Raw genomic sequence first — 20139 nt, 5'->3', positions numbered from 1 at the left:
GCTGCCGGGCGCGGACGGCGCGGCGCGGCGCCACGGGGATGTCGGCGACGCGTTGCCGGGTGCCCTCGGTCCGTCGCTGCTCGGCGTCGGCGATGCTCGACGCGGCCCAGGCCGTCGGTCCGGTCGTGTCGGACTCCGTCCCGGCGGCACGCCCGACCCACGTCGTCCACGGCCGGGTGAGGTCGTGCAGGCCCGGAGCGGCGAGCGCGACGAGCCCGACGACCGCGGTCGCGCAGAGCACCAGCGCGCTGATGCCGAACTCGGTGTACGCCGACGGGACCGGCACGTCCTGCACGCCGGGGACGGTCCGCACGATCGCGACGCTGAGCTGCCCCTCGGCGTCCGGGCGCACGTCCCTGCCGCCGGCCAGGTACACCTGGGTCCCCAGGACGAGCAGGCTCGTGAGCACCGCCGCGGTCGCGGTCGCGGTGAGCAGGAACACGCCCGGTCCGGCGCCCGACCAGCCCGACCAGCGCTCAGGGCCCTGCCGCCGGACGGGCGCGAGCGCCGGGACGAGCGCGACGCCGAGCGGCACCGCGAGCGCCGCGACGGCGCCCCAGACGAGGAACGCGTTCGTGGTCCCCCCGTACGCCGCGACGGCCCCGCCGTCGTCCACCACCCGCGCGACGGCGACGACGGCGAGGCACGCCGTGACGACCACCGGCACGGCGGCCCACGCGAGCGTCGGGACGCGGCGCCGCCACACGAGGGCGGCCGCGGCGATCCCGGTGAGGACGGCGCCGAGCATCGTGGGCGCGACGTCGATCCCGACGTACGACGGCAGCTCTCCCCCCGGCGTCCGGCGCGCGCTGACCACCGCGGAGGCGGCCCAGACGAGCACGGCGAGGACCAGGGCGACGACGGCGAGCGTGCCCTTCCAGCGGGGCGGTGTCACCTGGATCCCCGCGTCGTCGTTGCGCAGCGCGACGACGGCGGCGGCCAGGGCGACCACGGCGGCACCGGCGACCAGCAGCACCGTGCCGGCCCCCGACCGGTCGTCCGTCCACGCGAGGAGCACCGCGACGAGCGCGACCGCCGCGGCGAGGTGCGCGAGGAGGGCCGACGGGCCGGCGACGCGCCGGCTCCAGAAGCCCGCCCGGTACAGCAGCGGTCCCGTCCCGGCCCCGACGCGCACCTGCCCCGCGCGCGCGAGGGAGACGCGCTCGTCGAACCGGACCTGGCCGGCACGCGCGACGGCGACCAGCAGGAGGACGACGAGGACGGGGACGAGCGAGAGCAGGACCACGCGGTCGCCGTGGTCCGTGCGGGCGAGGCCGTCGAGCAGCGTGGGGACGCGGGAGCACACGTCGACGGTCGTCGCGTCGGGCGCCACGACGCCCATGCACCGCGTCCCGACGACGAGGACCGTGACCGTCGTGACCGCCGCGGTGAGCAGGAGCGTGAGGGCGAGACCGAAGACGCGGACGGCCGCCGCCGTCGCCTCGGGCCGCGCGCGCTCGACGGTCTCGTCGGCACGACGGGCCGGGGTGCGGGCGACGTCGCCGTCCTCGGCACCGGGCACGCGCCGGGCCCAGTACGCGACGTTCGCGAGGCCGAACGGGACGTTGAGGGCCCACAGGGCGCGCGTGAGCCCGCGCCCGACCGCACCGACGACGCCGGAGAGCGGGAACGCGCCGAGCCGCGCCATCGCGCCCCACGAGTAGGCCTCGCGCCGCACGTCGGGACGGATGGCGTGCAGGTCGCCCGGGGCGACGGCGGACGGTCCGGTGGCGGCGACCCGGTCCCGCGCGTCGGCCGCGGCGGTCGGGACCCAGAAGCTGCCCAGGCCGTCGCCGTCGCACTGCTCGACCTCGCCCGGCGGGAGGTCGAGCATGCCGTGGGGCGGCGTGTTCGCCACGCCGTGGATCCGCAGCTCCAGGACGGTCTGCTCGGTCGTGCGCTCGTCAGGCATCCTGCCCACCTCCGACGTCGACGTCGTGCGGCCGTCGCGCGACGCTGCCCACCACGTAGAGAGGGTTGCAGGGCACGAACCTGCCACGGGGACGACACCGCGCGCCCTGACCAGACGGTCCAGACGGACGACCGGAGGTGGCGCCGATGACGAGCTGGCAGGTCCGGGAGGCGAAGCGACGTCTCTGCGAGGTGCTGCGGCAGGCAGCCGACGGCACACCCCAGGTGATATCCGGCACGGCAAGGACGTCGCCGTGGTCGTGGGGATCGACCTCTCACGAGCTGGCGGGGGTCCGGCTCGAGCTCGCCGACCACCTCCTGCCGGCGTCCGAGGCCGGCGACCTCGACGTGGTGCGCGACCGTCCACCCTGCGCGAGGTCGACCTGGGGACCGGTTCGTGAGGTATCTGCTCGACACGAACGTCGTCTCCGAGCTGGTCAGGTCGCGCCCCGACGCGCACGCTCCCGGCGATCGACTCGCTGCTCGCGGCGGCCGCGCTGGTGCACGGTCTCACGGTTTCCACCCGCGACGCCCGGAGCTTCCGTGACACGGGCGTCCCTGTCGTCGACCCGTTCACGGACCCGGACGGACGCTGAAGGACGTTCGCCCTCTCGCGCGATGCGCCCGCGGGCGGTCGAATGGGCACATGGGACCCGCGCCGGACGCCGTGCCGACCACGACCACGACCCACCCCGACGATCCTGCGCTCACCGCGCCGTGGTCGCGGCCACCGACCGACGTCGTCGCCGCGCTGCGCTCGACCGACGACGGGCTGACGGGCGACGACGCCGCCGCGCGGCTCGCGGAGGTGGGGCCGAACCGCCTGGCGCCGCCGCAGCGCGACCCGTTGTGGAAGCGGGTCCTCGTCCACTTCGACGACATCCTCATCTACATCCTGCTGGTGTCCGCGGTGCTCAAGGCGATCCTCGGCGACTGGGTCGACTTCACCGTGATCCTCGCCGTCGCCGTGATCAACGCGGCGATCGGGTTCATCCAGGAAGGGCGGGCCGAGAGCGCGCTCGACGGCATCCGGAACATGCTCTCGGTGACCGCGCAGGTCCGCCGCGACGGGGCGTGGGCGAGCATCGACGCCGACGACGTCGTGCCGGGGGACGTCGTGCGCGTGCGCTCGGGCGACAAGGTCCCCGCCGACGTGCGCCTGCTGCAGGCGACGAACCTGCGTGTCGAGGAGTCGGCGCTCACGGGCGAGTCGGTGGCGTCGTCGAAGAAGGTCGCGGCCGTCGAGGCGGACGCGGGCGTCGGCGACCGGACGAGCATGCTGTTCTCCGGGACGATCGTCGCCGCCGGGCAGGGCGTGGGAGTCGTCACGGCGACCGGCCAGGCGACCGAGATCGGCCGCATCCAGACGATGATCTCCGAGGTCCGCAACCTCGAGACGCCGCTCACGCGCCAGCTCGACCGCTTCGGCAAGATCCTCGCGGTCCTCATCCTCGCGATGGCCGTCGTCATGGTGATCATCGGGCGCGCAGTGCACGACTTCTCCGTGCCCGAGCTCATCTCGGCGTCGATCGGGTTCGCCGTCGCGGCGGTCCCGGAGGGCCTGCCCGCGCTCGTGACCATCACGCTCGCGCTCGGCGTGCAGCAGATGGCGCGCCGGCGCGCGATCACGCGCAAGCTCCCCGCGGTCGAGACGCTCGGCTCCGTGACGACGATCTGCTCGGACAAGACCGGGACGCTCACGAAGAACGAGATGACGGCCCGGACCGTGCGCACGGCCGTGCGGTCGTTCGCCGTCTCGGGCGCCGGGTACGCGCCCGTCGGTGACGTGACGCTCGGGCCCGACGACGCAGCGCCGGGCGGGGCGCGACCGGACGGCGCCGCGGACGGCCGGCACGCCGACCTCGCCGACGACCCGGACCTGGCGGCGGTCGCGACGGCCATGATGCTGTGCAACGACGCGCGCATCGTGCCCGACGAGGCGGACGCCGACGGCTGGCGCCTGGTCGGCGAGCCGACCGAGGGGGCGCTCCGGACGCTCGGCATGAAGGCGGGTGTCGACCCCACGGGGTGGCGGCGCGTCGCCGTCGTGCCGTTCGAGTCCGAGAACAAGTTCATGGCGACGCTCGACGCGGACCCCGCCGGCGCGCTGCACGTGCACGTCAAGGGGGCCCCGGACCGGGTGCTCGACCGCTGCACGACGCAGACCGGGCCGGACGGCCGCACGGCGCCGCTCGACCGTGACCTGTGGGAGCAGCAGATCGACGCCCTCGGCGCACGGGGGCTGCGCGTCCTCGCCGCCGCCCGCACGACGGCGGCCGAGGGCACCTCGACGCTCGACGCGGACGACGTCGCGACGGGCCTGGAGCTGTGCGGGCTCGTCGGGATCGTCGACCCTCCGCGGCCCGAGGCGGTCGCGGCGATCGCCGAGTGCCGCGACGCGGGCATCCGCGTGAAGATGATCACGGGCGACCACGCCGGCACCGCGGTCGCCATCGGGCGTGAGATGGGCATCGTCGACACCGCGCCCGGCGCGGACGGTCACGCCGCCGGGCCCACCGTCCTCACCGGCCCGGAGCTCGAGGCGATGTCGACGGAACGGCTGCGCGCGGTCGTGCGCGACGTCGACGTCTACGCGCGCACGAGCCCCGAGCACAAGATCCGGATCGTCTCGGCGCTGCAGTCCCACGGCGAGGTCGTCGCGATGACGGGCGACGGCGTGAACGACGCGCCCGCCCTCACCCAGGCGGACGTCGGCGTCGCGATGGGGATCAAGGGCACCGAGGCGACGAAGGAGGCCGCGGAGGTCGTCCTCGCGGACGACAACTTCGCGACGATCGAGCGCGCCGTGAAGGAGGGGCGCCGGATCTACGACAACATCCGCAAGTCGGTCCTGTTCCTCCTGCCGACCAACGGGGCGCAGTCGCTCGTGATCCTCGTCGCGGTGCTGTTCGGCCTCACGCTCCCGCTCCAGCCCGTCCAGGTGCTCTGGATCAACATGATCACCGCGGTGACGCTGTCCCTCGCGCTCGCCTACGAGAGGGCGGAGCCCGACGTCATGCGCCGCGCGCCGCGCGACCCCGGTGCGTCGATCCTCGACGGCGCGTACCTGCGCCGCGTCCTGCTCGTGTCGTTCCTCATCGGCGGCGCGACGATCCTGCTGTTCTACGTCGAGCGCTCGCAGGGCGTCCCGCTCGCGGAGGCGCAGACGACGGCCGTGACGATGCTGGCCCTCGGCCAGCTCGCGTACCTCTTCAACTGCCGGTTCCTCGACCGCTCGAGCCTCACGCCCGACGTCCTGCGCGGCAACCGTGTCATCTGGATCTCAGCCGCGACGCTGCTCGTGCTGCAGCTGGTCTTCGTCTACACGCCCTTCATGCACTCCTGGTTCGAGTCCGCACCGATCGGGCCCGCGGAGTGGGGCAAGACGCTCGGGCTCTCGGTCGTCGTGTTCCTGCTCGTCGAGGTCACGAAGTGGGTCGACCGGCGCTGGCTGGCGCGCGACCACGTCCCCGCGCCGGCGGTCCGGGCGTGAGCGGCGCGGGTCCGGACCCCGGCCGGCTCGCCCGGTCCCTCGTCGCGGAGAACGCGTACCTCACGCTCGCGACGGCCGACGCGGACGGGGTGCCGTGGGCGACGCCGGTCTGGTTCGCCGCGCGGGGGCTCGACGAGTACGTCTGGGCGTCGAAGCCCGGCGCGCGGCACTCCCGCAACATCGCCGAGCGGCCTCGCGTCTCGCTCGTGGTCTTCGACTCGAGCCGGCCTCCCGGTGCGGGCAGCGCGCTCTACGTCGCGGCCGACGCGAGCCTCGTCGACGAGCGCACGTTCGCCGACGCCCTCGCCGTCTACGACGCGCGATCGGTCGAGAGCGGGCTCGGCTCCTGGGACCCGGCGGCCCTGCGCGCCCCCGCGAGGCACCGCCTGTACCGCGCCGTCGCCGTCGAGCTCTTCGTGCTCGACGACCACGACGAGCGCGTCAGGGTCTCCTAGCCGGCACGTCGTCGACGTGCGCGGGCGACGCGGCGGGGTCCTCGGCCTCCGCCCCGACGGGAGCCGCGAACTGGCTCTCGTAGAGGCGCGAGTAGGCTCCGCCCGCGGCGAGCAGCTCGTCGTGCGAGCCCTGCTCGACGATCGAGCCCCGCTCCATGACGAGGATCGTGTCGGCGTCGCGGATGGTCGACAGCCGGTGCGCGATGACGAACGACGTGCGTCCCGCGCGCAGGGCGTTCATCGCCTCCTGGACGAGCACCTCGGTGCGCGTGTCGACCGAGCTCGTCGCCTCGTCGAGGACGAGGATCGCCGGGTCGGCGAGGAACGCCCGCGCGATCGTCAGGAGCTGCTTCTCCCCCGCCGAGACGCTGCTGCCCTCGTCGTCGATGACGGTCGCGTACCCGTCGGGCAGGGTCCGCACGAACGGGTCGACGGACGTCGCGCGCGTCGCGGCGAGGAACGCCTCGTCGTCGACACCGTCGGCCTGACGCGACTCCCTCACGCCGTAGCGCAGGTTCTCCTCGATCGTGCCCTTGAACAGCCACGTGTCCTGCAGCACCATGCCGATGTCGGAGCGCAGGTCGTCGCGCGTCATGTCGCGCGTGTCCACCCCGTCGAGCGTGATCCGCCCGGAGTCCACGTCGTAGAACCGCATGAGCAGGTTGACCAGCGTGGTCTTGCCGGCACCCGTCGGGCCGACGATCGCGATCGTCTGCCCGGGCTCCACGACGAGGTCGAGGTGCTCGATGAGCGGCACGTCCGGGTCGTACGAGAACGAGACGTCCTCGAACGCGACCCGGCCGCGCACGGGCTCGACCCGCACGGACGGCGACGGGTCGGGCGACTGCTCCTCGGCGTCGAGCAGGTCGTAGACGCGCTCCGCGGACGCGACGCCCGACTGGAGCAGGTTCATCATCGACGCGATCTGCGTGATGGGCTGCGTGAACTGGCGCGAGTACTGGATGAACGCCTGCACGTCGCCGAGCGTCATCGTCCCCGACGCCACGCGCAGACCGCCCACGACCGCCACGACGACGTAGTTGAGGTTCGCGACGAAACCCATCGCCGGCTGGATCGTGCCGGAGATGAACTGCGCCTTGAAGCTCGAGCGGTACAGCGCGTCGTTCTCGCGGTCGAAGTCCTCGATCGCCGCCTGCTGGTGGCCGTACACCTTGACGAGCGTGTGGCCGGTGTACATCTCCTCGATGTGCGCGTTGAGGCGGCCGGTCGCCGCCCACTGCTCGATGAACTGGGGCTGCGAGCGCTTCGCGATCTGCGCCGTGATCACCACCGACAGCGGCACCGTGACGAGCGCGACGACCGCGAGCAGCGGGGAGATCCAGAACATCATCGCGAGCACGCCGACCACCGTGAGGATCGAGGTGACGAGCTGGGACAGCGTCTGCGTGAGCGTCTGCGAGATGTTGTCGATGTCGTTCGTCACGCGCGAGAGGATCTCGCCGCGCGAGTTGCGGTCGAAGTACGACAGCGGCAGGCGGCCGAGCTTCGTCTGCACGTCCCCGCGCAGCCGGAACACGGTCCGCTGCACGACGATCGCCGTGATGCGCGCCTGCAGCCAGCCGAAGAGGAACGAGCCGACGTAGACAGCGAGCACCCACGCGAGGACCGTCGCGAGCGCCGTGAAGTCGATCCCCTGGCCCGGGACGAGGCCGACCATGCCCGACACGAGGTCGGCGAGCTGGTCCTGGCCCTGGTCCCGGAGCCCCTGCACCGCCTGCGCCTGCGTGATGCCGGCGGGCAGCTGCGCTCCCACGACGCCCGCGAAGATGACGTTCGTCGCGTTCCCGAGGAGCTTCGGTCCGGCGACGGCGAGCGCGACCGAGACGATGCCGAGGACGAGGACCGCGAGGACCGGCAGCCGCTCGGGGCGCAGCGCGCCGGCGAACCGGCGCAGGGTGCCACGGAAGTTCATCGCCTTCTCGCCGGGCATGCCCATGCCGCCCATCGGACCGTGGCCGCCCCCGGTGGGGCGGCCGCGGAGCCGGGTCGAGGCGACGTCGCGCGGTCCTGTCGTCGCGCCGTCGGGCGTCGTGCCGTCCGCCGTCGCGGAGGCGGCGTCGCCGCCGACCGGGGTGCTCTGCTCGCGGCTCATGCTGCCTCCTCCATGGAGAGCTGGGAGTAGACGATCTCCTGGTAGGTCTCGTTCGACTCGAGGAGCTCGCCGTGCGTCCCGCGGCCGACGATCCGGCCGTGGTCGAGCACGAGGATCTGGTCGGCACCGCGGATGGTCGCGACGCGCTGCGCGACGACGATGACGGTCGAGCGGCGGGTCCGTGGCGCGAGCGCGGCGCGCAGCCGTGCGTCGGTCGCGTAGTCGAGCGCGGAGAACGAGTCGTCGAAGAGGTAGACGGCCGGTTCGCGGACCACGGCGCGGGCGATCGCGAGCCGCTGCCGCTGACCGCCGGAGAAGTTCGTCCCGCCCTGCGCGACCGGGGACGCGAGCCCCTGGTCGAGCTCCTCGACGAAGTCCCGGGCCTGCGCGACCTCGAGGGCCGTCCAGAGCTCGTCGTCGGTCGCCTCCGGCCGGCCGTAGCGCAGGTTGTCGGCGACCGTCCCCGAGAACAGGTAGGCCTTCTGCGGCACGAGGCCGAGGAGCGAGCCGAGGTCCTCGCCGCGCAGGTCGCGCACGTCCGTGCCGTCGATCCGCACCGACCCGCCCGTGACGTCGAACAGCCGTGGCACGAGGTTGAGGAGCGTCGTCTTGCCCGAACCGGTCGAGCCGATGATCGCCGTCGTGCGGCCCGGCTCGGCGACGAACGACACGTCGTGCAGGACCGGCTCCTCCGCGCCCGGGTAGCGGAACTCGACGTGCTCGAGCTCGACCCGGCCGGTGCGCTCGACGAGCGGCGTGGGCCGCTCGGGCTCGACGACGGACGCCTGGGCGTCGAGCACCTCGGTGATGCGCTCGGCCGAGACCGCGGCACGCGGCACCATGACGAACATCATCGTCGACATCATCACGGCCATGAGGATGTACATGAGGTAGGACAGGAACGCCGTGAGCGCCCCGACCTCCATGTCGCCGGCGTCGATCTGCCGGCCGCCGAACCACAGCACCGCGACGCTCGACGCGTTCATGACGAGCATGACCGTCGGGAACATCAGGGCCATGAGCTTGCCGGCGCGCAGGGAGGTGTCGAACAGCGCCTCGTTGGCCGTCCCGAACCGCCGCTCCTCGTGGCGCTCGCGCACGAACGCCCGGATGACGCGGATGCCCGTGATCTGCTCGCGCAGGACGGCGTTGATCGTGTCGATGCGCTTCTGCATCTGCCGGAAGTACGGGACCATCCGGGCGACGATGAGGCCGACGGTCACGCCCAGCACGGGGACGATCACGAGCAGGAGCCCGGACAGCTCGACGTTCTCCTGCAGCGCCATGATGACGCCGCCCACGAGCATGATCGGCGCCATCACCATGATCGTGAAGGACAGCAGCACGACCATCTGCACCTGCTGGACGTCGTTGGTCGTGCGCGTGATGAGCGACGGTGCGCCGAACCGGCCCATCTCCTGCGCCGAGAAGAGCTGGACGTTGGTGAAGAGGCCGGCGCGCACGTCGCGACCGAGCGCCATCGCGACACGGGCGCCGTAGTAGACGGCGACGATCGCGCACACGACCTGCCCCAGGCTGACGGCGAGCATGACGCCGCCGGTGCGCATGATGTAGGCGGTGTCGCCCTGCGTCACGCCCTGGTCGATGATGTCGGCGTTGAGGCTCGGCAGGTAGAGGGTCGCCATGGTCTGGACGAGCTGGAGGACCAGGACGACCACGATCGACGTGGTGTACGGGCGCAGGTGGGCTCGCAGGAGTCTGAGGAGCATGGGAGTCCTGTCGCTGGGACGGATCAGGGACGGATCGGGGACGTCGCCACGGGCGACGCCGTCCGGGTCAGGGGGACGGGTCGGTGCCCGTGGGCTCGGCGATCCCGTGCAGGAGGAGGTCGGCGACCTGGTCGGCGTCGAGAGGGCTGGCGCCCGCGAGGTGCGGGACGGCGTTGCCGAAGACGAACGACGAGACGACCGTCGCCGCGACGTGCGCGGGCACGCGGAGCTCGTCGGCGTGCGGACGCAGCCGCTCCTCGATCGCCGTGCGCAGCGCCGCGACCGAGCGCTGGCGCGCGTCGAGACCGGGATGCCCGTGGCCCGCACGGTCGTGCACCGGCCGCGTCTCGCGGCTCGAGCCCTCGGGACCGAGGCGCCCGCCGAGGACCTGGTGCGCGACCGCGAAGACGCGCATGCCCGCCCGCTGGGCCTCGGCGAGGAGCCCGGCGAGCTCTCGGACGAGCGCGGCGAGATCGTCCCCCGGCAGGGCGAGGATCGCGTCGACGAGCGGCTGCGGGTCGAGCGAGCGGACCACGGCGGCGCGCAGGAGCTCGTCCTTGTCCGTGAACGCCCGGAAGAGCGTGCCCTCCGCGACGCCCGCGGCCTCGGCGATCTGACGCGTCGTGACGGCGGCACCGTGCTCCACGAGCAGCGGCACCGTCGCTGCCGCGATCGCGTCCCGCCGGTCCTCGCGGGACATGCGCGCGGCGCGCTCGGCGCGCGCGGCGACAGGAGGGGATACGACCACGGGACGAGCGTAAATGAGTGAGCACTCACTTGCAAGGGATTTTCCCGCAGCGGACCCGGGCGGGCGCACGAGGACCCCGCACACGGTCGTGCGGGGTCCTCGTCGGGTCTCCTGCGCGGTCCCGCGCGGCGTCCGCACCGGCGTCCGCAGGGCGTCGGTACGGGGGCACGGGCTCGGGGTCAGCGCCCCGGCTCGAACGACGGCGGCTGCCCGAACGGAGGCTCGTCCGTCGGCGGCTCGTCCTCGGTCGCGGGGGGCGGCGGCGGCGCCGCGGGCGAGCCGCCCAGCGGCCGGGGGGACGTCGACCCCGGCTCCGCGGGCGTCGCCCGACGTTCGCCACCGGGGTGCTGGCCGCGCTCCGTCGACGGGTCGAACGGGAGCCCGGAGCGCGTGCCCGAGCTCGTCGCGTCGGCCGTGGCCGCCTCGGCCAGGCGTCGCGCCTCGGCGAGCGCCTCGGCCGGGTCGGTGAGCGACGGCGTCCCGAACCGCACGCGGTCGCGGTCACGCTCCCGGCGGGCCTCCGCGCTGGCCTCCGCCGCCTCGGCGTCCTCCGCGGGCGTCGGACCGGGCACTCCCCCGCCCGCGAGGCCGGGGACGCCGCCGAAGCCCTTGGCGATCGAGCCGAGCGCAGCCGTGAACTCGGTCGGCACGACCCACAGCTTGCTCGCGCTCCCGTTCGCGATCTGCGGCAGCATCTGCAGGTACTGGTACGCGAGGAGCTTGGGGTCGGCGTCGCCCTCGTGGATCGCGTCGAACACCTGGAGGATCGCCCGCGACTCGCCCTCGGCCCGGAGGATCTGCGACTGCGCGTCACCCTCGGCGCGCAGGATCGCGGCCTGCTTCTCGCCCTCCGCCGTGAGCACCTGCGACTGCTTGACGCCCTCCGCCGTGAGGATCGCGGCGCGCCGGTCGCGCTCGGCGCGCATCTGCTGCTCCATCGAGCCCTGCACGCTCGCCGGCGGGTCGATCGACTTGAGCTCGACCCGGTTGACGCGGATGCCCCAGCGGCCGGTCGCCTCGTCGAGGACGCCGCGCAGCTGTCCGTTGATCTGGTCGCGGCTCGTGAGCGTCTGCTCGAGGTCCATCGACCCGATGACGTTGCGGAGCGTCGTGACGGTGAGCTGCTCGATCGCCGTGATGTAGTTCGCGATCTCGTACACCGCGGACTTCGGGTCCGTGACCTGGAAGTAGATGACGGTGTCGATGCTCACCACGAGGTTGTCGGACGTGATGACCGGCTGCGGCGGGAACGAGACCACCTGCTCGCGCAGGTCCACCGACGCACGGACGCGGTCCACGAACGGGACGAGCAGGTGCAGGCCCGGCTCCAGCGTGCGCGAGTAGCGCCCGAGCCGCTCGACGATCAGCGCCACGGCCTGCGGCACGATGCGCACCGCCTTGACCAGCGCGACGATCACGAAGATCAGGACGAGAGCGAGGACGATGTAGGCGAGGATCGTTCCGGGGCTGGGGTCGTTCATCGGCTGCCTCCTGGTCGTCGGCCCCCGTCGGCCGGGAGCGCGGGGTCGTCTCGGGTGTGGTCAGGTACCTCGGGGATGATCGGCCGGGAACGGGGCGACGACGGCCGTCGCGCCGTCGATGCGCAGCACGCGCACGTCCGCCCCGGCGGGGATCGGTGGCGCGTCGGGTTCCGTGCGCGCGGTCCAGACCTCGCCCACGAGCTTGACCCGGCCGCCGACCTCGGTGACCTGGTCGACGGCGAGCGCGGCGCGACCGACGTGCGCGGCGACGTTCGTCTCGGTGAGCGGGACGCGGTCGCGCAGCCCCCGCAGCAACCACGGGCGCAGGGTGAGGAGCAGGATCACGCTCACCACGGCGAACGTGAGGATCTGCAGCCACAGCGGTCCGCCCGCGGCGTTCACGCCGGCCGCCGCGAGCGCGCCGCCCGCGAACATGATGAGCACCAGGTCGAGCGAGATGATCTCGATCAGCGCGAAGACGAGCGCGCCCCCGACCCACCACAGCCAGTCCATCTCGACCCCCGATCGTCCGTGCGGTCTTTACGACTACTTTACCCGTTCGACGCGCCGCCTCGCACGCGCCCGCACCCGGGACCGGGACCGAAGACGTCCGGCGTCAGGTCACGGCCGCGCCGCGCGGGCCATCCAGCGCCCGCCGCCGTGCGCCACGACCAGCGGCAGCCCGAAGGCCTCGCTGAGGTTCTCGGCCGTGAGGACCTCACCGATGGGGCCCGCCCGGTGGACCTGGCCGTCGCGCAGGAGCATGAGGTGCGTGAAGCCCGGCGGGATCTCCTCGACGTGGTGCGTGACGAGCACGAGGACGGGCGACGCCGGGTCCCCCGCGAGCTCCGACAGCGCGGCGACGAGCTCCTCGCGCCCGCCGAGGTCCAGGCCGGCGGCGGGCTCGTCGAGCAGGAGGATCTCGGGGTCCGTCATGAGCGCGCGGGCGATCTGCGTCCGCTTGCGCTCGCCCTCCGACAGCGTCCCGAACGTGCGGTCCGCGAGACCGTCCACCCCGAACGCGCGCAGCAGGTCGTCCGCGCGCTCGGTGTCGAAGTCCTCGTAGCTCTCGCGCCACCGACCGGTCACGCCGTACGCGGCGGTGAGCACGACGTCGCGCACCGTCTCGTCGCCCGGGATGCGCTCGGCCAGCGCGGCCGAGGCGAGCCCGATACGAGGACGCAGCTCGAACACGTCGACGCGGCCCAGGCGCTCGCCCAGGACCTCGGCCGACCCCGACGTGGGGTGCATGCGCGCCGAGGCGATCTGCAGCATGGTGGTCTTGCCGGCACCGTTGCGGCCCAGGATCACCCAGCGCTCACCCTCCTTCACCTGCCAGTCCACGGCGTCGAGGATGGTCGTGGTGCCACGTCGGACGGTGACGCCCTGCAGGTCGAGAACGGCGCTCATGGTCACCGACCCTATAGGTTGGCCGACGTGGATTCCCATTCGTCCAGCAGGCCCGGGGCGGCCTCGGCGTCCGCGCCCGGCGCGCTGCCCCGCAGCGCCCTGCTCGCGCTGTGGCTGCGGGCCGCGCACCGTGCTCCCACCGACGACGACGCCCTCGCGCGCGCCGTGCGTGCCGTCGAGCGCGACGACGAGCCGCACGTCGCGTCCGGTGCGCTGGGCGACGTCCGGCTGGCCGACCTCGTCGGCGCGTGGTCCGGCGACGCCCACGCCGTCGTCGCGCTCGCACCCGTCCCCGGAGACGTGACGGGCGTCCCGCCCGAGGTCGCCCCCGCGGCCACCGACGTCGGGGAGTGCGTCCTCGTCACGACGCCCGCGGGGTCGTGGGCCCTCACCCCGGAGGTCAGCGAGTTCGGCAGCGACCTCGAGCCCGGGCACCTCGTGACGTGGCACGTGACGGCCGTCGCCCCCTGGGCGTCCCGGGTGCTCGGTTCGACCGGCACCCTCGGCGAGGCCGAGCACGAGCTCCGGACGGCCCTCCTCGTCGCGACGCAGGCGCTCGACGCGCTCGACGTCGCCCGGTGGCGCGAGGACGCGGCCGACGCCATCGCGGGCCTGCGCTCGGGCGGCGCGCCCTCGTGGCAGCTCCCCGCGGCTCTCGACGGTCGCGCGGTCCGCGTGCTCGAGCAGGCCGTGCGGCTGCGCGCGATCGTCGACCTCGCGACGGCCGACGACGGCGGCGCCGTGAACCTCTGGCAGGCCGACCAGCGCTCGACGGCGCTGCGCGAGGTGGACCGGGCGTCCCGCCGCGCGATCGGGGCGGCGACCCTCTGGGTGGGCGACGGCACGACCGGTACGCCCCTGCCCTGAGCCTCCCGCGTCGCAGGTTGCGTCCGCGGCGAGGTCGGTCCGTGCGCTCGGGCTGGCGCGCCGTCACCCCGATCTGCGAGGTCACGTTCTCGCGCGCGCTCCTACGCCCTTCGCACACGGTCCGCCCCCACCGCTCGTCCCGCCCGGCAGCGGCACGTCCTGGCCCGCCGAGTCGAGGACGTGGCCGCCGGGTCGGACGTGCCGCGGGGCGCGGCTCTGGCGAGAACCGGTCGAGGCGGGACGACGGCGGCCGGGGCGGGGGGCGGGCGGAGGGGGGCAGCCGTTTCTTATACACAACTCCGAGCCCACGAGACGGGCCCCTCATTCGGATTCCCCCTTTTTCCTTGAAAAAAAAAAAACAATATACATTCTGACGTCTTCATCTCCGTGGCAGCCCGAGCACGTGACCCGCCCCGGCCACCCGGCCCGACCACGTCGCCCGCACCACCCCTGGCGAACCTGCGTGCGTCAGGACTGTCCCAGCACCGTCCGGTAGACCTCGAGCGTGCGCTCGCCGATCGCCCACGCGAAGTGCTCCTCGACGCGCGCGCGCCGCGCGTCCCATCTCGGCGGCGCGCGCGGGGTCGGTGGCCAGGCCTGCGTGAGGGCGTCGGCGAGGTCGGCGACGAAGCGGTCGGGGTCGAGCGGGGTGCCCGTCCCGTCGTCCGCCTGGTCGATCGGGACGAGGAGGCCCGTCACGCCGTCGTCGACGACCTCCGGGATGCCGCCGGTCGCGGTCCCCACGACGGGCAGCCCCACGGCCATCGCCTCGAGGTTGACGATGCCGAGCGGCTCGTAGACCGACGGGCACACGAACACCGTCGACGCGGCGAGGACGGCGACGAGCTCGGCGCGGGGCAGCATCTGCTCGATCCACACGACGCCCGTGCGCTCGGACTGCAGCACCTCGACGGCGCCGCTGACCTCGGCGGCGATCTCGGGGTGTCGGGGGCGCCCGCGCACAGCACGACGGACCTGGACCTCGGGCAGCGCGCGCGCGCGCGCGCGCAGGTACGGCAGGCCCTTCTGCCGCGTGATCCGCCCGACGAAGACGACGGCGGGGCGCTCGGGGTCGATGCCGAGGTCCCGGACGACGCGGTCCGCGACCACGCGGTCGGCCTCGCCCTCGGGCCGGCGCCACCCCTCCAGGTCGATCCCGTTGTGGACGACGTGGACCTTCGCGGGGTCGACCTGCGGGTACACGCGCAGGATGTCGTCGCGCATGCCCGCCGAGACGGCGATGACGCCCGCGGCGCCCTCGTAGGCGGTGCGCTCGGCCCACGACGACAGCGCGTACCCGCCGCCGAGCCTGCTCGGCCTTCCACGGGCGCAGCGGCTCGAGCGAGTGAGCGGAGAGCACGTGCGGCACGCCGTGCAGGAGCCCCGCCAGGTGACCCCCGAGGTTGGCGTACCAGGTGTGGGAGTGGACGAGGTCGGCGCCGGCGACGTCCCCGGCCATCTCGAGGTCGACCCCGAACGTCCCGAGCGCGGCGTTGGCGGCGGAGAGGACGCCCGGCACGGAGTACCCCGTGACGCCCTCCTCGGAGCGCGGTCCGTCGAAGCAGCGCACACGCACGTCGACGTGGCGCCGCAGGACGGCGGACAGGCTCCGCCACGTGGACGCCGGCGCCCCCGTAGACGTGCGGCGGGTACTCGCGGGTCAGCAGGTCGACTCTCACGCGCCACACGCTAGTGCACGGGGCGCGCGCGCCACGGGACCGGCCGCGCGCCCGTCGCCCAGGATCCGGCCCCCGGCTGCGAGGCCACGGCCCGAGGGACTACCGTCTGGGCATGGCCGCCGCACCCCGAGTCCTCGCCATCGTCCTCGCCGGGGGCGAGGGCAAGCGCCTCATGCCCCTCACGGAGTCGCGGGCCAAGCCTGCCGTGCCGTTCGGCGGCATCTACCGCCTGGTCGACTTCGCCCTGTCGAACCTCGTGAACTCGCACTACCTGAAGATCGTCGTGCTGACGCAGTACAAGTCGCACAGCCTGGACCGGCACATCACGAAGACGTGGCGCATGTCGGCCCTGCTGGGCAACTACGTGGCGCCGGTCCCCGCGCAGCAGCGGGTCGGCAAGCACTGGTACCTCGGCAGCGCCGACGCGATCTACCAGTGCCTGAACATCATCGACGACGAGCGCCCCGACATCGTCGTCGTGGTCGGCGCCGACCACGTCTACCGCATGGACTTCTCCCAGATGGTCGACGCGCACGTCGAGTCGGGCGCGCAGGCTCACCGTCGCGGGCATCCGCCAGCCGATCGGCATGGCGGACCAGTTCGGCGTCATCGAGACGGACGCGAAGGACCCCACGAAGATCGCCGCCTTCCGGGAGAAGCCGACGGACCCGGTCGGGCTGCCCGACTCGCCGAAGGAGATCCTGGCGTCGATGGGCAACTACGTCATCGACACCGACGCGCTCGTCGAGGCGGTGACGTCCGACGCCGCGAACGCCGGTTCGCGCCACGACATGGGCGGGGACATCGTCCCGGCGTTCGTCGAGAAGGGCACGGCGGCGGTCTACGACTTCATCCGCAACGACGTCCCCGGCTCGACCGACCGCGACCGCGACTACTGGCGGGACGTCGGGACGATCGACTCGTACTACGACGCGAACAAGGACCTGATCGATCGCGGACGCCCGTGTTCAACCTCTACAACGAGGAGTGGCCGCTGCACACGGGCTACGTGGGTCTTCCCCCTGCGAAGTTCGTGCACGCCGGGCGGGGTCGCCTCGGGCACGCGGCGGACTCGCTCGTCTCCCCCGGCGTCATCATCTCGGGCGCGACGGCCGTCGGCTCGGTCCTGTCGCCCGGGACGTACCTGCACTCGTGGTCGTCCGTGTCGGACTCGGTCCTCATGGACGGCGTCCAGGTGCACCGGCACGCCCAGGTGCACCGCGCCATCATCGACAAGAACGTCGTCGTCCAGGAGCAGGCGCGCATCGGGCTCGACCCGGAGCAGGACCGCGCGCGCGGCTTCACGGTCACGGAGTCCGGCATCACCGTCGTGCCCAAGGGCACGGTCGTCGAGTGACGGCCTCCACCGCCGTCGACCAGGGTCAGGGACAGGACCACGAACAGGACGGACGCGCCGTGACGCCCACCCGCCCCGCCCGGCTGCTCGTCATGGACGTCGACTCGACGCTCATCGAGCAGGAGGTCATCGAGCTTCTCGCCGACCACGCCGGGACGCGCGAGCAGGTCGCGGCGGTCACCGAGCGCGCCATGCGCGGCGAGATCGACTTCGCCGCGTCGCTGCGCGAGCGCGTCGCCACGCTCGCGGGCGTCCCCGTCGGGGCGTTCGCGGACGTCCGCGACCGCGCCACCTTCACACCGGGCGCGGCGGAGCTCGTCGCGGAGGCGCGACGCCGCGGCTGGGAGGTCGGGCTCGTGTCGGGCGGCTTCGAGGAGATCGTGGCGCCGCTCGCCACGGAGCTCGGCATCACGCTGTTCCGCGCGAACCGGCTGGAGGTCTCGGACGGCCGCCTGACGGGTCGCACGGTGGGCCCGGTCGTCGACCGGGCCGCCAAGGCCGCCACGCTGCTCGAGCTGGCCGCACGCACGGGCGTACCCGTCGCGGACACGATCGCCGTCGGCGACGGCGCGAACGACCTCGACATGATCGCCGCGGCCGGTGTGGGGATCGCGTTCGCCGCCAAGCCGGTCGTGCGCGAGCAGGCGCCCTACAGCGTGGACGGGCCCCGCCTCGACGCCGTGCTGGACGTCGTCGACCGTGCGGACGCGGCGGCGGGTCGCCCGTCGCTCAGGCCGAGGGGCGCCCCACGTACGTGAGCAGCGCGCCACCCGGACGCCAGTCCTGCCAGGCGGCGTCGGACTCCAGGACGCTGTAGGTCGCGGTGGGCACGCCGACGCGCACCTGGGCGAGCGCCCCGCCGTCGGACGCGGGGTCCGCGAGGTAGGACGCCGTGGCGGCCATCGTGGGCTCGTGACCCACGACGAGCAGCGTGCGCACCCGCGGGTCGGTCTGCCGGAGCAGCTCGAGGACGTCCGCGACGTCCGCGACGTAGAGCGCGTCGGTGACGGTCACGTCCGGTCGGACGTCACCGAGGTGCGCCGCGAGGAGGTCCCAGGTCTGGCGCGTGCGGAGCGCGGACGAGCACAGCACGCGGTCGGGCACGAGGCCGCCCTCGCGCAGCGCGGCGCCGACGCGGCCGGCCTGGCGGCGCCCGTCCAGGCGCAGGGGGCGCAGGACGTCGTCGACGGCACCCGCCCGCTCGGCCTTGGCGTGGCGCAGGAGGACGAGCCGCCGCGCGCCCCCGTTCCCGGCCTCCTCGGTCACCTGCCTCACTGACCCATGGCGTGCACGCCGCCGTCGACGTGCACGATCTCGCCGGTCGTCGCCGGGAACCAGTCGGAGAGGAGGGCGACGACGGCACGCGCGGCCGGCTCGGCCGTGGTCTGGTCCCACCCGAGCGGGGCACGCGTCGGCCAGGCGTCCTCCATCGTCGCGAAGCCGGGGATCGACTTGGCGGCCGTCGTGCGGATCGGGCCGGCGGACACGAGGTTGGCGCGGATGCCGTCGGGGCCGAGGTCGCGCGCGAGGTAGCGGTTGGCGGACTCGAGACCGGCCTTCGCCACGCCCATCCAGTCGTACACGGGCCAGGCGAACTGCGCGTCGAACGTCAGGCCCACGAGCGCGCCGCCGTTCGTCATGAGCGGCTTGGCCGCCGTCGCGAGCGACTTGTAGGAGAACGTGGACACCTGGAGCGCGGTCGCGACGTCCTCCCACGTGGCGGAGAGGAAGTTGCCGCCCATGACGGACTGCGGGGCGAAGCCGATCGAGTGCACGACGCCGTCGAGGACGTCGACGTGCTCGCGCACCGCGTCGGCGAGGCCGTCGAGGTCCGACTGGTCCGTGACGTCGAGCTGGACGACGGGTGCCTCGGCGGGCAGGCGCTTGGCGAACGCCTGCGTGAGCTTCATCTGGCGGCCGAACGAGGAGAGCACCACCTGCGCTCCCTCCTCCTGGGCGAGCCGCGCCGCGTGGAACGCGATCGAGGAGTCCGTGAGGACCCCGGTCACCAGGAGCTTCTTGCCGTCGAGCAGACCCATCGGTTTCCTTCCGTCGTGCGCCCGGTGGACGGGCGCGCTGGGGCGAGCGTACTGAAAGAGAGCAGGACGCGGGCGGCGCGGGACGCCCGGACGTCGGGTGGCGAGGGCGTCAGTGGCCCATGCCGAGGCCGCCGTCGACGGGGACCACGGCCCCGGACACGTACGCGGCGTCGTCGGACGCGAGGAAGCGGACGACGCCCGCGACCTCCTCCGGCTGGGCGAACCGCCCGGCGGGGATCGCCGCCTTGTAGGCGGCCTGGCGGTCCTCCGGCAGCTCGGCGGTCATCGCGGTGTCGATGAAGCCCGGCGCGACGACGTTCGCCGTGATGCCGCGCGACCCGAGCTCGCGCGTGATCGAGCGCGCCATGCCGACGAGCGCGGCCTTCGACGAGGAGTAGTTGACCTGGCCGGCGCCGCCGTACAGGCCGATGACGGACGAGACGAGGACGATGCGCCCGCGGCGCTGGCGGATCATGCCCTTCGTGACGCGCCGCACGCAGCGGAAGGTCCCCGTGAGGTTGACGTCGACGACCGACTCGAAGTCCTCGTCGGTCATGCGCAGGAGGAGCTGGTCGCGCGTCACGCCGGCGTTCGCGACGAGCACCTCGACCGGCCCGAGCTCGTTCTCGATCTCGGTGAACGCGGCGTCGACCGCGGCCGAGTCCGTGATGTCGGCGACGGCACCGAAGACACCCTCCGGCAGGTCCCCGCCGCGGTACACCGTGGCGACGCGGTCGCCGTCGGCCACGAACCGCTCGGCGATGGCCCGGCCGATCCCGCGGGCGGCGCCGGTGACGACGACGGTGCGCGGGGCAGGATTGGTGACATCGGACACGTGGGTCTCCTCGGTGGCGAC

15 protein-coding genes and 1 pseudogene are annotated in these 20139 nt (G+C 73.6%); 6 read left to right on the top strand and 10 right to left on the bottom strand.

Going from position 1 to position 20139, the window contains the following annotated elements:
- Nucleotides 1–59 precede the first annotated feature (59 nt).
- From ACWPWV_RS14550 to ACWPWV_RS14540, 3 genes are all read left to right on the top strand, one after another.
- Nucleotides 60–1664: a hypothetical protein gene (locus ACWPWV_RS14550; RefSeq protein ID WP_454043669.1), complete on the top strand. Its 1605-nt coding sequence runs from the start codon at nt 60–62 to the stop codon at nt 1662–1664.
- Between the two features lie 893 nt (nt 1665–2557).
- Complete coding sequence (locus ACWPWV_RS14545) at nt 2558–5404, top strand: cation-translocating P-type ATPase (protein WP_454043668.1); 2847 nt, start codon at nt 2558–2560, stop codon at nt 5402–5404.
- A complete protein-coding gene (locus tag ACWPWV_RS14540) occupies nt 5401–5859 on the top strand; it encodes a pyridoxamine 5'-phosphate oxidase family protein (protein ID WP_454043667.1) in 459 nt (152 codons plus the stop codon). The genes ACWPWV_RS14545 and ACWPWV_RS14540 overlap by 4 nt, the downstream gene beginning before the upstream one ends.
- On the opposite strand, the gene ACWPWV_RS14535 is transcribed toward ACWPWV_RS14540, so the two are convergent.
- The 6 genes from ACWPWV_RS14535 to ACWPWV_RS14510 form a co-directional block, all read right to left on the bottom strand.
- Nucleotides 5846–7972, bottom strand: a complete 2127-nt coding sequence (locus tag ACWPWV_RS14535; protein WP_454043666.1) for an ABC transporter ATP-binding protein — start codon at nt 7970–7972, stop codon at nt 5846–5848. The two genes, ACWPWV_RS14540 and ACWPWV_RS14535, sit on opposite strands and share 14 nt — an antisense overlap.
- Entirely contained in the window at nt 7969–9702 is a 1734-nt protein-coding gene (locus ACWPWV_RS14530) for an ABC transporter ATP-binding protein (protein ID WP_454043665.1), read from the bottom strand. The genes ACWPWV_RS14535 and ACWPWV_RS14530 overlap by 4 nt, the downstream gene beginning before the upstream one ends.
- 67 nt (nt 9703–9769) lie before the next feature.
- Nucleotides 9770–10450 carry a TetR/AcrR family transcriptional regulator gene (locus ACWPWV_RS14525; protein ID WP_454043664.1) on the bottom strand — a complete coding sequence of 227 codons (681 nt, stop codon included), beginning with the start codon at nt 10448–10450 and terminating at the stop codon, nt 9770–9772.
- Between the two features lie 179 nt (nt 10451–10629).
- Complete coding sequence (locus tag ACWPWV_RS14520; RefSeq protein ID WP_454043663.1) at nt 10630–11931, bottom strand: SPFH domain-containing protein; 1302 nt, start codon at nt 11929–11931, stop codon at nt 10630–10632.
- A 60-nt stretch (nt 11932–11991) separates the two neighbouring features.
- Nucleotides 11992–12444, bottom strand: a complete 453-nt coding sequence (locus ACWPWV_RS14515; protein WP_454043662.1) for an NfeD family protein — start codon at nt 12442–12444, stop codon at nt 11992–11994.
- 108 nt (nt 12445–12552) lie between these two features.
- On the bottom strand, nt 12553–13341 hold the full coding sequence (locus ACWPWV_RS14510) for an ABC transporter ATP-binding protein (RefSeq protein ID WP_454043661.1): 789 nt from the start codon (nt 13339–13341) through the stop codon (nt 12553–12555).
- Nucleotides 13342–13368: 27 nt separating this feature from the next.
- Between ACWPWV_RS14510 and ACWPWV_RS14505 the strand changes: the two genes are divergently transcribed.
- Complete coding sequence (locus tag ACWPWV_RS14505; RefSeq protein ID WP_454043660.1) at nt 13369–14208, top strand: hypothetical protein; 840 nt, start codon at nt 13369–13371, stop codon at nt 14206–14208.
- 468 nt (nt 14209–14676) lie between these two features.
- Here the strand turns inward: ACWPWV_RS14505 and ACWPWV_RS14500 are convergent, their stop codons facing one another.
- Nucleotides 14677–15780: a glycosyltransferase gene (locus ACWPWV_RS14500; protein WP_454043659.1), complete on the bottom strand. Its 1104-nt coding sequence runs from the start codon at nt 15778–15780 to the stop codon at nt 14677–14679.
- 219 nt (nt 15781–15999) lie between these two features.
- Here ACWPWV_RS14500 and glgC point away from each other — a divergent pair.
- Together glgC and serB are read left to right on the top strand one after the other, a co-directional pair.
- Nucleotides 16000–17244, top strand: a pseudogene (glgC, locus tag ACWPWV_RS14495) (glucose-1-phosphate adenylyltransferase).
- A 59-nt stretch (nt 17245–17303) separates the two neighbouring features.
- The gene (gene serB / locus ACWPWV_RS14490; protein WP_454043658.1) at nt 17304–18002 is read left to right on the top strand and encodes a phosphoserine phosphatase SerB; all 699 of its coding nucleotides are present in this window, start codon (nt 17304–17306) and stop codon (nt 18000–18002) included.
- Here serB and ACWPWV_RS14485 read toward each other — a convergent pair.
- The 3 genes from ACWPWV_RS14485 to ACWPWV_RS14475 all read right to left on the bottom strand — a co-directional run bounded on the left by ACWPWV_RS14485 (nt 17974) and on the right by ACWPWV_RS14475 (nt 20118).
- Entirely contained in the window at nt 17974–18519 is a 546-nt protein-coding gene (locus ACWPWV_RS14485; protein ID WP_454043657.1) for a SixA phosphatase family protein, read from the bottom strand. The two genes, serB and ACWPWV_RS14485, sit on opposite strands and share 29 nt — an antisense overlap.
- Nucleotides 18516–19283, bottom strand: coding sequence for an enoyl-ACP reductase FabI (fabI, locus tag ACWPWV_RS14480; RefSeq protein WP_454043656.1), 768 nt, complete (start codon nt 19281–19283; stop codon nt 18516–18518). The genes ACWPWV_RS14485 and fabI overlap by 4 nt, the downstream gene beginning before the upstream one ends.
- 109 nt (nt 19284–19392) lie before the next feature.
- Nucleotides 19393–20118 carry a beta-ketoacyl-ACP reductase gene (locus ACWPWV_RS14475; protein WP_454043655.1) on the bottom strand — a complete coding sequence of 242 codons (726 nt, stop codon included), beginning with the start codon at nt 20116–20118 and terminating at the stop codon, nt 19393–19395.
- Nucleotides 20119–20139: the final 21 nt, after the last annotated feature.

Source organism: Cellulosimicrobium sp. Marseille-Q8652, from assembly GCF_965112045.1.
Note: the sequence above shows the minus strand (reverse complement) of the source record. Positions and strands in the feature narration are given on the sequence as shown.

Excerpts from the sequence above, each read along its gene's own strand:
- ACWPWV_RS14520 (WP_454043663.1), bottom strand. The coding sequence starts at position 11,931 with ATGAACGACCCCAGCCCCGGAACGATCCTCGCCTACATCGTCCTCGCT.
- ACWPWV_RS14510 (WP_454043661.1), bottom strand. The coding sequence starts at position 13,341 with ATGAGCGCCGTTCTCGACCTGCAGGGCGTCACCGTCCGACGTGGCACC.
- ACWPWV_RS14545 (WP_454043668.1), top strand. The coding sequence starts at position 2,558 with ATGGGACCCGCGCCGGACGCCGTGCCGACCACGACCACGACCCACCCC.
- fabI (WP_454043656.1), bottom strand. The coding sequence starts at position 19,283 with ATGGGTCTGCTCGACGGCAAGAAGCTCCTGGTGACCGGGGTCCTCACG.
- ACWPWV_RS14530 (WP_454043665.1), bottom strand. The coding sequence starts at position 9,702 with ATGCTCCTCAGACTCCTGCGAGCCCACCTGCGCCCGTACACCACGTCG.
- ACWPWV_RS14535 (WP_454043666.1), bottom strand. The coding sequence starts at position 7,972 with ATGAGCCGCGAGCAGAGCACCCCGGTCGGCGGCGACGCCGCCTCCGCG.
- ACWPWV_RS14515 (WP_454043662.1), bottom strand. The coding sequence starts at position 12,444 with ATGGACTGGCTGTGGTGGGTCGGGGGCGCGCTCGTCTTCGCGCTGATC.